This is a genomic window from Variovorax sp. GW821-FHT09D07 (genome assembly GCF_059416345.1).
On the sequence record NZ_JBWKOY010000001.1, the window covers coordinates 789441 to 803920 of the forward strand.

Sequence of the window (14480 nt, forward strand, 5' to 3'; positions counted from 1 at the left end):
CGCCCCGATGACTTCCAACGCCCTGCCCCAGCGCCCACCCTTTGCTTCCACCGCCGTGCGCCACATCGCGCGGGCCGCGGCCTTCGTGGCACTGGGCCTCGGCCCGGCGGCGCATGCCGGCGCCATCCGCCTGGAAGACGACCGTGGCCGGGTGCTCGAATTGCAGGCGCCCGCCAGGCGCATCGTGTCGCTGATGCCCTCGCTCACCGAGACGGTCTGCGCGCTCGACGCCTGCGACCGGCTCGTGGGCATCGACCGCCACGCCAACTGGCCGGCGGCGGTGAAGGGCCTGCCGCAGGTGGGCGGCATGGACGACGCGAACATCGAGCGCATCGTCGCGCTCAAGCCCGACCTCGTGCTGCTGCGCCCGCGCAGCCGCGCCGCCGAGGCGCTGGAGCGCTTGGGCATCAAGGTGCTGGCGCTCGACGCCAAGACCCATGCCGACATGCGCCGCGTGATGGAAACCGTGGCCCGCGCCACCGGCAAGCCGGGTGCGGGCGAGGCCTTCTGGCGCAGCCTCGATGCCCGGCTGAACGCGGCGCGCGCCCGCGTGCCGCTGAACTGGCAGGGGCGGCGCGTGTACTTCGAGGTGCACGGCGGCGTGGCGGCGGCGAGCGAAAGCTCCTTCATCGGCGAGACCCTGGCGCGCCTGGGCCTGGCCAACGCGGTGCCGGGCTCGCTCGGCCCCTTCCCCCGAATGAACCCCGAGTTCGTGGTGCGCGCCAACCCCGACGTGCTGATGGTCTCGGCCCTCGGCGAAATCTCGGCCATGGCGGGGCGCCCCGGCTGGTCGGCCATGTCGGCCATCCAGCGCGGGCGCGTCTGCAGCTTTGCCTCGGCGCGCTTCGACCTGATGATGCGGCCCGGCCCCCGGCTTGACGAGGCGGCCGACGCCATCGTGAATTGCCTTGCGTCGCTGGATGCGCCGCGCAACTGATCTTCGGCACGCCATGAACTTCGACATCGTTCCCGCCGCGAACTTCGGCACCGACGAACTCACCGCGCTCTGGAATCGCGCCTACGAAGACTACTTCGTGCCGATCGCGTTCGACCGCGCGATGTTCGAGCGGCACGTGCGGCGCGCCGAGGCCGACCTGGCGCTCTCGCGCGTGATCGTCGCCGACGGCAACGCCTGTGGCCTCTCGCTCGTCGGTCGGCGCGGTTCGCGTGCCTACCTCGCGGGCTTCGGCATCGCGAGCGCGCAGCGCCGCCGGGGGCTGGCGAAGCAGCTCATCGACGCGCAGCTGCGCGACCTGTCGGCAGCCGGCGTCATGCAGGTGCAGCTCGAAGTCATCGAGCAGAACCCGGCGCGGCAGCTCTACCGGCAGGCGGGCTTCGTCGAAACCCGCACGCTCGAGGTGCTCGAAGGCAGCTTCGAGCCTCGTGCCGATGCAGCTTCGACAGCGCCCGGCACCAACGCGCTCGCCGCCCTGCATGCGGCCTGCACCGCCCTCTCGCGCCCCACCTGGCGCCGCGAGTGGCCGACCGTGCAAGGCGCGCTGGCCCACGACGGTGCCGTAGCCCTCGGCACGGCCACGGGCGGCTACGCCATCCTCCTGCCGCCGGCCTTGCCGCTGCACATGCTGCTGGACGCCGCCGCGCCCGACGAAGCCTCGGCCCATGCCTTGCTCGACGCACTCGCGCAGGCACGCCCCGGCGCGCGCTGGCGGCTGGTCGACGAGCCCGAGGGCAGCCCGATGCACCGCGCCCTGGCCGCACGCGGCGCCACCGTTGTCATACGCCAGATCGAGATGACCGCGACACTCCAGCCCCAGCCCACCTTTTCTTCCGATTCCTCGCGCCCCGCCCGTTCATGAAGTCCCCCAAGCGAACCTCGTCCACCCCTTTCATTCGCGTGGGCCCCAGCGGCGTGCATGGCCTGGGCGCCTTCGCCACGCGCGACCTGCCGGCCGAAGCCTTCCTGGGCCTGTACGAAGGCCGCCGCTACACCAAGCAGGAAGTCGCCTCCAAGCTCTGGGACGACCAGCTCACCTACCTGTTCACGCTGACGACCGGCGAGACCATCGACGGCGCCAAGGGCGGCAACGCCACGCGCCACCTGAACCATTCGTGCGAGCCGAACTGCGAGGCGGTCGAGGAGTACGACGAGGCGGGCGAGATGGTGCTGCGCTTCCAGACGATGGAGGCGGTGGAGGCCGGCGACGAGCTCTTCATCGACTATTCGCTGACGGCCGACGACGGCTCGCCGCCGTCGAAGTACCCCTGCCATTGCGGCTCGCCGAACTGCCGCGGGACGATGCTGGCGCCGGTGGAAGCCGTGGCGGAGAAAGACGGGCCGGCCACCCCCGCCGATGTGGCGCCGGCTGTTTCAGATCCGCGCAGACCGCTCAGCGAGCTGCCCTGGTGACGTAGCTCAGGGCGACTCGCTCTTCACGCTGCGCAATTGCGCCTCCGCGCGTTCGAGCTCGGTGCGCAACGCGCGGATCTCGCGTTCCAGTTTCTCGATGCGCGCTTCGCGGCTCATCGGCGCCAGCGCCTGGCAGCGCTGCTGCAGCGCGCTCAGGGTGTCGGCCAGCTCGCGCCGGCGCAGCATCTGGCCGCGCGAACGGGCCAGGGCCATGTCGCGCTCCAGCACGGCTTCCTGCGCCTTGCACTCTTCGGCACTCAAGGGCTGCACGGCCGGCTCGGTTTGGGCCAAGGCGGCAGGCATGGCCAGGGTCAACGCAAGGGCCAGGAGACGGGGTTTCGGACGCATGCCATACGGTACCCGAACTGCCTGGCGGAACAGGCCTTCAGCCCTTCAGGCTGCAGCTGTTCTGGCGATGCACTTGATCTCGATCAGCCAATCCGGGCTGCCCAGCCGCGCCACCTGCACCAGCGTCTGCGAGATCTGCGGCTCGCCACCGAACATCTCGGCGCGCAAGGCGAACAGCGCCTCGGCCTGGCCGAGGAAGCCGTCGATGTCGGTGACGAACAGGGTTTCGTCCACCACGTCGGCCATCGAGGCACCGAAGGATGCGAGCACGCTGCGCACGTTGGCGTAGGCCTGCCGCACCTGGGCCGCGATGTCGCCGGCGCCGACGGTGCGTCCCTCCTCGTCCACGCTCACCTGGCCCGAGAGATAAATGGTGTCGCCGACCTGCACACCGTCGGCAATGATGTGCTTGAACGCGCCTTCGCGCACCACGCGGCGGGGAGTGACGGGCATGGGCTTCCTTTCGTTGAGAGCGCGGCAGTATCGAAGGCGCCGCGTGCACAGGCATGCCGTGCAGCGGATGTCCCTGCGCGCTCCAAGTCGATCGGTGGATGCCGAGGCGCGCCCCGCAATCCTGTGATTCAGGCGCTGAGGTAGCGCGCGTCCCACTGCGCGGCCAGCTGCCGCGCCCGGTGCAGCGGCGTGCGGGCGCGTTCGAAGTCCATCACGCAGGCGACGTCCGCCGCGGCGGGGCGCGCGGGGCTTTCGTTGCTGCGGCCGTCCGTCAGCAGCCAGAGCCAGCGCTGGCGGGCCTCGTGCTTCGCCAGCAACTGCTGCGCGCGCAGCACGCCGAGTGCCAGCGGCGTGCCGCCACCGGCCGCGATGGGCGCAACCCAGTCGTCGTTCCAGGCGCTGGCGCGGCGCGGCGGCAGGCGCAGTTCGACCACGTCGCCGGCAAAGCACAGCAGCGCCACATGGTCGCGTCGCTGGTAGGCCTCCTGCATCAACGCGAGCAGCTGGCCCTTGGCCCGCGCCAACTGGCCGTCGTGGCGCATCGAAGCCGAGCAGTCGAGCAGGAAGCAATGCAACGCGCCGCTGCGCGCCTCCTGCGGGCGATGGCGCAGGTGCGCGGCCTGCAGCCGGTCCGCGCCGCGGGCGACGAGCGTGCGCGGCCAGTCGAACGCCGTGCCGGGCGCGGCGGCGCCGTGCCAGGCGTCCCGTTGCGTGCCCTGCCTCCGGTCACCCTGGCGTGCGCCAGCGGGTGCGGCGTCCCGGAGGCTCAGGCTTTTTTTGGGGTGGCCTGCTGGGTGGAGATCAGCGGGCGCAGCGGCTTCACGCGCTCGATGCCGACAGGCTCGGGCGGCATCGCGCCCCAATCGCCGTCGCCGGCATCGCGTGCGGTTGCATCGCCCGGATTGCGATGAGGTGCGGGCGACGCCATGGGAGGCGCCGCCGCCGCTTCGGCCGCTGGATGGCGCCGGTGCAGCAGCACCGCCTCGGCCACGCGCTGCACGTGGTCGTCAGTGATCGATGCCGCGCCTTCCCACGCCGCGAGCGCACGCGCGGAGCGCAGCATCACGAGGTCGGCACGCAGGCCGTCCACGCCGGCCTCAATGCACAGCGCGCCGACGGCTTCGTGCACCGTATCGCCGTACGGCAGGGCCGCCGCGTCCGCCACGAGGGCGCGCGCACGCACCAGCGCCGCCGCAAGTTCGGCCTCCTCCTTCGCATGTGCCGCACGGAAGCCTTGCGGATCGGCATCGAAAGCCAGCCGCGCACGCACGATGGCCTGACGCTCGGCCGCGTCCTGCAGGTTGCGCAGCCGCACGCACAGGCCGAAACGATCGAGCAGCTGCGGACGCAGCGTGCCCTCTTCCGGGTTCATGGTGCCCACGAGCACGAAGCGCGCGGCATGCCGGTGCGAGATGCCGTCGCGCTCCACCACGTTGACGCCGCTGGCCGCCGCGTCGAGCAGCGAGTCGATGAGCGCGTCGGGCAGCAGGTTGATCTCGTCGACGTACAGCACGCCGCCATGCGCGCGCGCCAGCAGGCCCGGCGCAAACTTCAGTTCATGGCCGGCCAGCGCCTGCCCGAGGTCGAGCGTGCCCACGAGGCTTTCGAGGCTCGCGCCCAGCGGCAGCGTGACGAAGGGCGCGCCGGGCAGCAGCTCGGCGAGCGCGCGCGCGGCCGTGGTCTTGGCGGTGCCGCGCGGGCCTTCGATGAGCACGCCGCCCAGCGCGGGATCGACCGCGGCCAGCAGCAGCGCCTGGCGCAGCTGCGGCTGGCCGGCGATCGCGGCAAAGGGGAACGGCACCGGCATCGGGGCGGCTGTGGTCATCGGGGGCTTCCTTCCATCTGCTGCTCGTGGTCGAGCAGCAGGTTTTCCAATTGGTCCTTGTAGTCGCCGGGCGACTGCCAGAGGCCGCGCTGCATGGCTTCGAGCAGGCGGTTGAGCATGTCCTGCAGCGCGCGCGGATTGTGCGCGTTCACGAAGTCGCGGGTGGCCTCGTCGAGCACGTAGGCGTCGGCCACCATCGCGTACTGGTGGTCGCCCACCACGCGCGCGGTGGCATCGAAGCCGAAGAGGTAGTCGACCGTGGCGGCCATCTCGAAGGCGCCCTTGTAGCCGTGGCGCTTCACGCCGTCGATCCACTTCGGGTTGACCACGCGCGAACGGATCACGCGGCTGATTTCTTCCTTCAGCGTGCGCACGCGCGGCGCCTGCGGGTTGCCGTGGTCGCCGTGGTACATGGCAGGCTGCTGCCCGCTCAGGTGGCGCACGGCGGCGGCCATGCCGCCCTGGAACTGGTAGTAGTCGTTGGAGTCGAGCAGGTCGTGCTCGCGGCTGTCCTGGTTCTGCAGCACGACGTTCATGGCGCGCAGCCGGCGCACCAGCGCATCGCCCGCCGGCACGCCGTCGCTGCCCTGCCCGTAGGCGTGGGCGCTGCCGCCGACGTAGGCCTTCGACAGATCGTCGTCGGTCTGCCAGTCGCCATGGTCGAACAGCGGCTGCAGGCCCGAGCCGTAGCTGCCGGGCGCGGAACCGAACACGCGCCAGCCGGCCTGCGTGCGTGCCTCGCCGGGCGCCACGCCCTGCGCTTCGAGCGCGGCGGCCTCGCGCAGGATGCGTGCGCGGATCGGGTTGCGCTCGGCGTCTTCGTCTTCCTGCGCGGCCACGGCCTGCACGGCCGCGTCGAACATCTGCACGGCATTGGGAAAGGCGTCGCGGAAGAAGCCCGAGATGCGCAGCGTGACATCGATGCGCGGACGGCCGATGCCGACCGTTGGCAGCACTTCGAAATCGACCACGCGCTGGCTGCCCGGCGCCCACTTGGGCCTCACGCCGATGAGCGCGAAGGCCTGCGCCAGGTCGTCGCCGCCGGTGCGCATGGTGGCCGTGCCCCAGACCGACAGGCCCAGCGCCACGGGGTAGTCGCCGTGCTCCTGCAGGTGGCGTTCGACCAGCTGCGCGGCCGACTTGAGCCCGAGCATCCAGGCCGTGGGCGTGGGGATGGCGCGCGTGTCGACCGCGTAGAAGTTGCGCCCGGTCGGTAGCACGTCGGGCCGGCCGCGCGAGGGCGAGCCGCTGGGGCCCGGCGGCACGAAGCGGCCTTGCAGTGCGCGCGAGAGCTGACGCAGTTCTTCGGCGCCACACGCATCGAGCGCGGGCGCGAGACGGTGCGCGATGCGCCCCATCACGGCAGCAGTACGCGGCAGATCGGGCGGACAGCTGTTCGCTTCGAGCAGCTGCTGCGCCAGCAGCTCCAACCGCTCGCGCGTGTCGCCCTGATGCCGCCACGCCTCGTCGCTCACGGCCGCCAGCAACGCAGGCCGCGCGCCCTGCCAGGGCTTCGCCGCGTCGATGTCGAGCGGGTCGAAGGCGTCGTCGGGCAGCAGGTCCGCCGCGAGCGCGCCGAGCAGCCCGGCGTTCTCGCCCGCGCCGTCGCCGGCCGGAAAGCGCGCGAGCGCGAGCAGCGTGTCGCGCCGCAACCGCGCGTGCGGCGAATCGCCGAACACATGCAGGCCGTCACGGATCTGGGTCTCTTTCAGTTCGCACAGGTACGCATCGACGCGCGCGAGCACGGCATCGTCTTCCGCGCCCGGCATGCCCAGTTCTTCGACCAGGTGCTGGGCGCGCACGGTCGCGAGGATCTGCGCACGCAGCACCTTGGCGCGGCGCGCGTCGACCAGCAGCGCGTCGTAGTACTCGTCGACCTGCCGCTCCAGGTCCTGCAGCGGGCCGTGGTTCTCGGCGCGCGTGAGCGGCGGCATCAGGTGGTCGACGATCACGGCCTGCGTGCGGCGCTTGGCCTGCGCGCCCTCGCCGGGGTCGTTGACGATGAAGGGGTACACGTTGGGCAGCGGCCCGAGGATGGCGTCGGGCCAGCAGGTGGCCGCGAGCGCCAGGCTCTTGCCCGGCAGCCATTCGAGGTTGCCGTGCTTGCCGACGTGGACGACCGCGTCGATGGCGAACACATCGCGCAGCCAGAAATAGAACGCGAGATAACTGTGCGGCGGCACCAGCTCGGCGTCGTGGTAACTCGCGTAGTCGGCCAGGCCCAGCGGGCCGAGGGCGCGTGCCGGCTGGATGCCGACGAACACGCGGCCCAGCCGCAGCCCGGCGATCATGAAACGGCCCTGGCGCAGCATCGGGTCGTGCTCGGGCGGGCCCCATTGCGCGTCGATGGCGGCGGCCATGCCCTCGGGCAGCGCCGCCAGGCGCGTGCGGTAGTCGGCGAGCGCGTAGCTCTGCCACGCGGGTCGCGCGGCCCATTGGGCGGGGTCGTTCGCGATGCCTTCCTGCAGCGTGCGCATCAGCGCGTCGCCGTCCGCGGGCAGCGTGTCGAGCGTGTAGCCCTCTGCCTGCATCGTGCGCAGGATGGCCATCACCGAGGCCGGCGTGTCCAGCCCCACGCCGCTGCCGATGCGGCCTTCGCTGCCGGGGTAGTTCGCGAGGATGAGCGCGACGCGCTTCTCGTCGGCGCGCAGGCGACGCAGGCTGCACCAGCGGCGCGCGAGTTCGGCCACGAAGGCGATGCGGTCGGGCTCGGGGCGGTAGCCCACCACCTCGGTCTGCGTGAGTTCGCAGCGGTGCGACAGGCCCTTGAAGCTCACGGCGCGCGTGATGATGCGCCCGTCCATCTCGGGCAGGGCAATCTGCATCGCGATGTCGCGTGGGCGCAGGCCCTGGCTGTCGGCCAGCCAGTCTTCGCGGTTGCCGCCGCTCACGATCACCTGCAGCACGGGGGCGTCGCCCGCGAGTGCCAGAGGCTCACCGCTTTCATCCGAAACGCCCTGCCCCAGCGCGGCGAAGGCGGTGGTGTTGAGCACCAGCTGCACGTCGTGCTCGGTGCACAGCGCGCGCAACGCGGACAGGCACAGCGGGTCTTTCAGCGAGTCGAGCGCCACGGGCAGCGGGTTCAGCCCTTGCGCATGCAGCGCGGCGGCCAGCGCATCGAAGGCCTCGGTGTTGCCCGACAGCAGGTGCGAGCGGTAGAACACCAGCGCCACCACGGGTGCATCCGCATGCCAGCCGGCGCGCAGGTCGTCGATGCCCGCGACCGTGTGCGTCGCGTCCATGCCGCCCGGCACATGCAGCGCCACCTGCGGCAGGCTGCGCGGCGGCAACGGGGCCTCGCCATGGCCCAGCCCGTGGAAGGCCACCGCGCGCAGGAACTGCGCCGCGTTGCCCGCGCCGCCCGATCGCAGGTACTGCCACAGCTGCCGGCTCACGCCGCGCGCCGCGGTGCCGCGCGCGAGCAGGTCTTCGTCTTCCTGCAGGTCGCCCGAGAACATCGCGAGCTGCTGGCCCTGGCGCTTCGCAAGCTTCTCGAGTTGCTGCAGCCCATAGGCCCAGGCCGATTCGGCCCCCAGGTGATCGACCACCACCACGCGCGCATGCCGCAGCACCTCGTCGACGTACAGGTCGAGCGACGCGGGCTGGCGCAGGTGCATGAGGTTGGCCAGCCGCAGCGAGGGATAGCCGGGGTCGGTGGCCGCCAGCGCCGTGCGCGCGGCGGCGAGCAGCGCGAGCGTGGTGTCGGCCGAGCTGAGCACTACGATGTCGCCCGGCGTCTGGTCGAGCCGGGTGACGACGCTCGGATCGTCTTCGACGAAGCGGCCGGGCTGGGTGCTCAGCAGGTGCATGCGGTCAGGCGGGAACGGCCGCCACGCCTTCCAGCGCCTTGCGCAATGCGCCTTCATCGAGGTCTTCGCCGATGAACACGAGCCGCGTGCGCTGCGCCTCGCCATCGCGCCAGCGGCGGTCGAAGTGGTGGTCGAAGCGACGGCCCACGCCCTGCACCAGCAGGCGCATCGGCTTGTGCGGCACGGCGACGAAGCCCTTCACGCGGTAGATGGTGTGCTGTTCGACCAGTGCGGCCAGCACGGCGATGAGGCCGTCGCGGTCCACGGGCGGCAGCTCGATCACGAGCGAGTCGAACTCGTCGTGGTCGTGGTCTTCCTCGTGGTCGTGGTGGCTCTCGCGCAGGTGGATGGTGCTTTCGGCGGCGCGGCCCTGGCCCAGCAGCAGCGCGAGCGGCAGCTTGCCTTCGGTGGCGCCGACGATCTTCACCTCGGGCGGCAGTTCTTCGCGCACCAGCGCCTCGACCTGCGCGCGCGCGGCGGCGTCCATGAGGTCGGTCTTGTTGAGCACCACGAGGTCGGCGGCCGAGAGCTGGTCTTCGAACAGCTCGTGCAGCGGCGATTCGTGGTCCAGGTTGGGGTCGGCGCGGCGCTGCACGTCGACCTGCGCGGGGTTCGCCGCGAACTGGCCCGAGGCGGCGGCGGGGCCGTCGACCACGGTGACCACCGAATCGACGGTGAAGATGTTCGCGATGTCGGGCCACTGGAAGGCCTGCACCAGCGGCTTGGGCAGCGCCAGGCCCGAGGTCTCGATGAGCACGGCGTCGATCTGGTCGCGGCGCTCGGCCAGCTGCAGCATCACGGGCAGGAATTCTTCCTGCACGGTGCAGCAGACGCAGCCGTTGGCCAGCTCGTACAGCGCGCCTTCGCGCTCGTTGCCCTCGTCGTCGCAGCCGATGCCGCAACCGCGCAGGATGTCGCCGTCGATGCCGAGTTCGCCGAACTCGTTGACCACCACCGCGATGCGGCGGCCCTCGGCGTTGCCGAGGATGTGGCGCAGCAGCGTGGTCTTGCCGCTGCCGAGGAAGCCCGTGACGATGGTGACGGGGATCTTGGCGTTGCTTTGTGTCATGGAATGGATGCTTTCAGGCGCGCAAAGCGCGCGGGGAATCGGGCGCGCGACGCGTGCGTGGCGCACGCGCCGGCGAACGGCACGCCCTCTTCAACGAGGGGCAGCCGGCGCGAATCAGACGGCGCTGTACAGGCGGCGCTCGACCAGGGCCGTGCCCTGCAGGCGGCGCCAGGCCTTGGCCGCGGCCAATACGCCCAGGTCGACCAGCGGCTCGACCAGCACGACCGTCATGTAGGCCGCGCCGAAGCTGGCGATCTGGCCCAGGTTCTCCAAGCCCGTGCCGCGGCCGTAGAGCGCCCAGAAGCCCACCCACACCACGATGCCGCCCTGGTAGGCCACCGACAGCTTGAAGGCCTGCTGGTAGCTGATGTCCACGTAGGCCATGTTCGCGGGAATGATGCGGCGCGCCAGCGCGGCGGTCGCGAACAGCGGCACGAGCAAGGTCGTGACGTTCATGCCGTACTGCGGCAGGTCAGGTGGTGCGAAGAACAGGCTCTGGATGAGCAAGCCACCCGCCAGGCCGATGGCCGCGGGCGCGAGCCCGAAGAGGAGCATCAGCGTGGTGCCCAAGATCAGGTGCACCTCGGACACGCCCACCGGATGGTGCGGGAACACCTCGAAGAAGCAGAACACGAGCATCACGGTGAAGACCGAGCGCAGCAGCAGGCCGATGGGGCCGTCCTTGCGCAAGGTGTCGAAGGCGACCTTGCCTGTGTAAGCCAGTGCAGCCGCCCCCGTGGCATAGCTGAGGAAGATCTTGGATCCGTCGACGAGTCCGGGTTCGATGTGCATCGCGCACCTCCTGAAATGCACCGAAGTGCGAAAGTTGATTGTTGGGGGATGGACTGGCTTGCGCAAGTCCCCGTCATGAAACCCGAGAGCCTTGCAGCCCCCGCTGAACAGGCGATGGCTGTGGCTTGCGCCGCAGTCGCCGCCAGCCGATCACCACGCCGCTCGCCGAAGCGACGACGCCGATGACCGACAGGAACCACATCACCAGGTCCCAGGCGGGCCGGTACTGGATGAGCCAGGGAAAGTCGAGGCTGTGCGCGGCGTTGAAGAGCCAGCGGCGCAGCCGCGCGTTGCGGTCGTTGCTGCCGGCCACCTGGCCGCTCGTCGGGTCGATGTAGAGCCAGCTGCGCGCGGCGTCGTCGAACTCGAGCCGCCACACGGGCAGCACGCGCGTGCGGTGGTGGCCGTACCAGTGGAAGTCTTCGTGCGTCTGCAAGGTGACCTGCGTGATCGCGGCACCGGGGCGCAGCCAGGCGGCGGCGCGCGCGATGTCGTCGCGGGCGATGGCAGCCGGTGCACCGGTCGCGGCATCGACCACCTGCACGCGGGCCTGCGCATCGCGCAGCTGCAGCAGCGGCTTGCCGTCGAACCCCATCAGCAAGACTTCGCGCGGTGCGGCAGCGCCCTCGCCTGCCGGCACCACGGCCGGCGGCCAGGGGAACGGCGACGCACCGGTGCCCGTGTAGCGCGCCATCGCGGCCGCATCGGCCGGTGCGCGCTGAAACCACCCGTTCGGGTTCATCGAGAGCCAGCCGCTCACGATCCAGGTCAGCACGAAGAAGCCGCCGATGAGCCCGGCGATGTGGTGCCAGGCCATCCAGCCCGTGTACGGCGTGACCGCGCCGCTGCGAAAGCGCCGCCGCAGCCGGATGCGCAGGATGCCGATGACGATGCCCGTCACGGCCGAGACGATGCAGGCGGCCGACAGCCACACGACCACGTCGTGCCACAGCGGCGGGTCGGCGCGCAGCGGCGTGAAGTAGATCCAGTGCGGCACGGCGCCCAGCCAGTTCCAGAAGCGCTCGGCGCGCGTGGTGTCGCGCACCACCTCGCCGGTGCGCGAGGACACGTACAGCTCGGTACCCGCCGCGTCGCCGACTTCGATGCGGTGCAGCGGGCGCAATGGGTTCAGGCCTTGCGGCACGGTCCACTGGTCGCGCTCCAGCGTCTCGGCCCATCGTGCGCCGGGCTGTGCGGCAAAGTCGCGGGCGATGGCCTCGGCCCGCGCGGCATCGACCGGGCCGAGCACATGGCCGTCGCGCGCGGACACGGCATGCCGCCCGCCGCGCGCATCGACGATGCGCCACACGGGCTGCGCGTCGGCGCCGGCCTGCATCTCCAGCGCCATGCGCCGGGGCGGCTGCGCACGCACTGCAGGCGGAAGCGCCTCGAGCGCGGCAGCCGGCGCGACCACCGCCTGTTCGAAGCGCACCGGAGCGAGCCCCGCGAGCCGCTCTTCGTCCGTGAGATTCGGGTACCCCACGTACATCATGACCACGCCCGAGACGAACCACATGACGAACAGCAGGCAGCCGCCGATGCCCAGCCATCGGTGCGTCCAGTACAGCGCCCGCCGCAGCGGGGGCCATGTGCGTTGCCATGCGGTGCTCATGCAGCCATGCTCAGAAAGTCACGAACGCCGACAGCTCGAACGAGCGCGGACGGCCCAGCAGCCACTGGTTACCGCCGTTCGAGAACGAGACCGGGTACCTGCGGTCGGCCAGGTTGTAGGCACGCAGCGCGAGCTTGAGCGACGGGTTCGCCTGCCAGCTCACGCCCGCGTCGGCCACGGTGTACGAACCGATCTGCCGCGTGTTGGCCGCATCGACCTGCCGCGCGCCGACGTGGCGCACGCCGAGCTCGGCCTCCCACTGCGGCAGGAAGCGCCAGTGCAGCCACAGGTTGGCCGCCACCTCGGGCACGCCGGCGGGCGTGTTGCCCGCGCGCGAGACCAGCGACTTGCCGACCGCTTCGTTGAAGTCGTCGTAGCGCGCGCGCAGCCGCGCGGCGTTGGCTTCGAGACGCAGCGTGGAAGTGAGCGCCAGGTCGAGCGTGGCCTCGATGCCTTCGGACGACTGCTTGCCGATCTGCTGCACGACGGTCGGATCGTTCGCGTCGCGCGACAGCAGCTTGGTCTTCTCGATGCGGTAGGCCGCCACGCTCCAGGCGCCGCGGCCCTCGGCCAGCTGGCGCTTGTAGCCCACCTCGACCTGCTTGCCCACGCTGAGCTCGAACGGCACCTGCGTGGCGGACGTGCTGATGAGCCCGGTGAGCGGATCGGCCGCGCGCGCCACCTGCGCATAGAACGACTGTGCGGCGTCGGGCGCGTAGACCACGCCCAGGCGGCCGGTGGCGTACTCGAAGGTCTTGTCCAGGCGCGGGGCGCGGTTCTGCGGGTCGGTGCGCACGATCTTCGCGTGGTCCCAGCGCAGGCTGCCGACCACCGACCAGTGTTCGCTGAAGGCCAGCTTGTCTTCGGCGAAGAAGGCGTAAGTGCTGGTCTTGGTCTTGTAGCGCGGCAGGTAGGGCGTGGGCGAAACGTAGGTGCCGGGGTTGAACACGAAGGCGTCGACCACCGAGCGCCCGCCGTAGGGCGTGTCGCTCGAGTTCAGGAAGTCGATGCGGTTGGCGTCGAAGCCCACCAGCACCTGGTTCTTCAGGCCGAACAGCGCGTGCTTGAAGGTGGCGTCGGTGCGGTTGCCGATCTGCTCCTGGTCGTGGCCGATCTCCAGGTAGTCGCCGCGCGTCACGCGGTTCGTCGTGGCGCTGTAGGTGTAGGTTTCGCTGTCGCGCCAGTGGCGCTTGCTGTCCAGGCGGTACAGCTGGTTGCGCACGGTGACGGCGTCGTTGGGCGTCCACTGCGCATCGAGGCGGGTCCAGCGGTCGCGGTACTTGACCTCTGCGTCGTCCAGGTTGTAGTTCTGTTCGCGGTTCAGGCTGCTCAGGCGGCCGTTGACGAGCGGCACGCCGAAATAGCGCTGCGGCGTCTGGCGGCCCTCGTCGTGCGAGAGCGTGAACTGCAGCCGCGGCGACACATCGAGCCGCACCGCGCCGCCCACCGCCAGGCTCTCGGCCTCGCCGCGCCGCATGAAGCCGTCGGTCCTGCGGTGGCTGATGTCGAAGCGGTACGAGAGCATGTCGTTGATCGCCCCGCCGCTGCCGAAGGCGACCTGGCGCGTGGCGTCGGAGCCCACGGTCACGAGCGCCTCGTTGCGAATCGGGCCGCGCGTGGGCTTCTTGGGCACCACGTTGATCGCGCCGCCGATGGCGCCTTCGCCGAACATCACCGAGGCGGCGCCGCGCAGCACCTCGATGCGGTCGGTCGACCAGGTGTCGAACGGGAAGGTGACGGTGCCCGCGCCCACGTACAGGCGCGTGCCGTCGTACAGCTGCATCACCGAGCCGTGGCCGTTGAAGCCGCGCGCCGACAGCGACGAGCCGCCATTGCCCGGCGCGGGCGAGCCCGTGATGCCGGTGGCGCGGCTCGCGGCCTCGACCACCGAGACGTCGCCGCGCGCGCGGATCGCGTCGCCGGTGAGCACCTCGATGCTGGCGGGCGTTTCGAGCGGCGTGAGGCCCAGGCGGCTGCCGGTCTGCGTGGGTTCGTCCAGGGCCAGCGGCGTGTGACGGCTGGCTTCGACCTGCACGGGCGTGAGGCTGGGGCGACCGGCCGTGTCGCCCGACTGGGCGAGAACGGGCCCGCAAGCGAGGCCGAGCCCCAGCGAAAGACCTGAAAGACCCGAAAGGCGCGCCCGTTGCAAGGGCGGGCCCGAGCGATCGCGCGGTGGCGATGCAATGCGATTCATCCGACTTCTC

General features: G+C 71.1%; 12 protein-coding genes. 3 read left to right on the top strand and 9 right to left on the bottom strand.

Annotated features, from left to right (window positions below):
- The first annotated feature begins 7 nt into the window (after positions 1–7).
- Genes AC07OX_RS03710 through AC07OX_RS03720 form a run of 3 tightly spaced genes read left to right on the top strand, consistent with a single transcriptional unit; the run spans position 8 to position 2368 of the window.
- A complete protein-coding gene (locus AC07OX_RS03710; RefSeq protein ID WP_495259906.1) occupies positions 8–937 on the top strand; it encodes an ABC transporter substrate-binding protein in 930 nt (309 codons plus the stop codon).
- Positions 938–950: 13 nt separating this feature from the next.
- Positions 951–1817: a GNAT family N-acetyltransferase gene (locus AC07OX_RS03715; RefSeq protein ID WP_495259907.1), complete on the top strand. Its 867-nt coding sequence runs from the start codon at positions 951–953 to the stop codon at positions 1815–1817.
- Positions 1814–2368: an SET domain-containing protein gene (locus AC07OX_RS03720; RefSeq protein ID WP_139703075.1), complete on the top strand. Its 555-nt coding sequence runs from the start codon at positions 1814–1816 to the stop codon at positions 2366–2368. The genes AC07OX_RS03715 and AC07OX_RS03720 overlap by 4 nt, the downstream gene beginning before the upstream one ends.
- Before the next feature lie 6 nt (positions 2369–2374).
- Here the strand turns inward: AC07OX_RS03720 and AC07OX_RS03725 are convergent, their stop codons facing one another.
- From AC07OX_RS03725 to AC07OX_RS03765, 9 genes are all read right to left on the bottom strand, one after another.
- Positions 2375–2659: a DUF1090 family protein gene (locus AC07OX_RS03725; protein ID WP_495263306.1), complete on the bottom strand. Its 285-nt coding sequence runs from the start codon at positions 2657–2659 to the stop codon at positions 2375–2377.
- Positions 2660–2761: 102 nt separating this feature from the next.
- Positions 2762–3169, bottom strand: a complete 408-nt coding sequence (locus AC07OX_RS03730) for a RidA family protein (protein ID WP_495259909.1) — start codon at positions 3167–3169, stop codon at positions 2762–2764.
- Positions 3170–3297: 128 nt separating this feature from the next.
- Positions 3298–3744 carry a vWA domain-containing protein gene (locus AC07OX_RS03735; protein WP_492734958.1) on the bottom strand — a complete coding sequence of 149 codons (447 nt, stop codon included), beginning with the start codon at positions 3742–3744 and terminating at the stop codon, positions 3298–3300.
- 191 nt (positions 3745–3935) lie between these two features.
- Entirely contained in the window at positions 3936–4994 is a 1059-nt protein-coding gene (locus AC07OX_RS03740; protein WP_495259910.1) for a magnesium chelatase ATPase subunit I, read from the bottom strand.
- The gene (gene cobN, locus AC07OX_RS03745; RefSeq protein ID WP_495259911.1) at positions 4991–8803 is read right to left on the bottom strand and encodes a cobaltochelatase subunit CobN; all 3813 of its coding nucleotides are present in this window, start codon (positions 8801–8803) and stop codon (positions 4991–4993) included. The genes AC07OX_RS03740 and cobN overlap by 4 nt, the downstream gene beginning before the upstream one ends.
- 4 nt (positions 8804–8807) lie before the next feature.
- Complete coding sequence (gene cobW, locus AC07OX_RS03750) at positions 8808–9872, bottom strand: cobalamin biosynthesis protein CobW (protein WP_495259912.1); 1065 nt, start codon at positions 9870–9872, stop codon at positions 8808–8810.
- A 114-nt stretch (positions 9873–9986) separates the two neighbouring features.
- Positions 9987–10664 (bottom strand): energy-coupling factor ABC transporter permease, encoded by a 678-nt coding sequence (locus AC07OX_RS03755; protein ID WP_062480892.1) that lies wholly within the window; start codon positions 10662–10664, stop codon positions 9987–9989.
- Positions 10665–10737: 73 nt separating this feature from the next.
- The gene (locus tag AC07OX_RS03760; protein ID WP_495259913.1) at positions 10738–12276 is read right to left on the bottom strand and encodes a PepSY domain-containing protein; all 1539 of its coding nucleotides are present in this window, start codon (positions 12274–12276) and stop codon (positions 10738–10740) included.
- Between the two features lie 10 nt (positions 12277–12286).
- The gene (locus tag AC07OX_RS03765) at positions 12287–14470 is read right to left on the bottom strand and encodes a TonB-dependent receptor (protein WP_495259915.1); all 2184 of its coding nucleotides are present in this window, start codon (positions 14468–14470) and stop codon (positions 12287–12289) included.
- Positions 14471–14480: the final 10 nt, after the last annotated feature.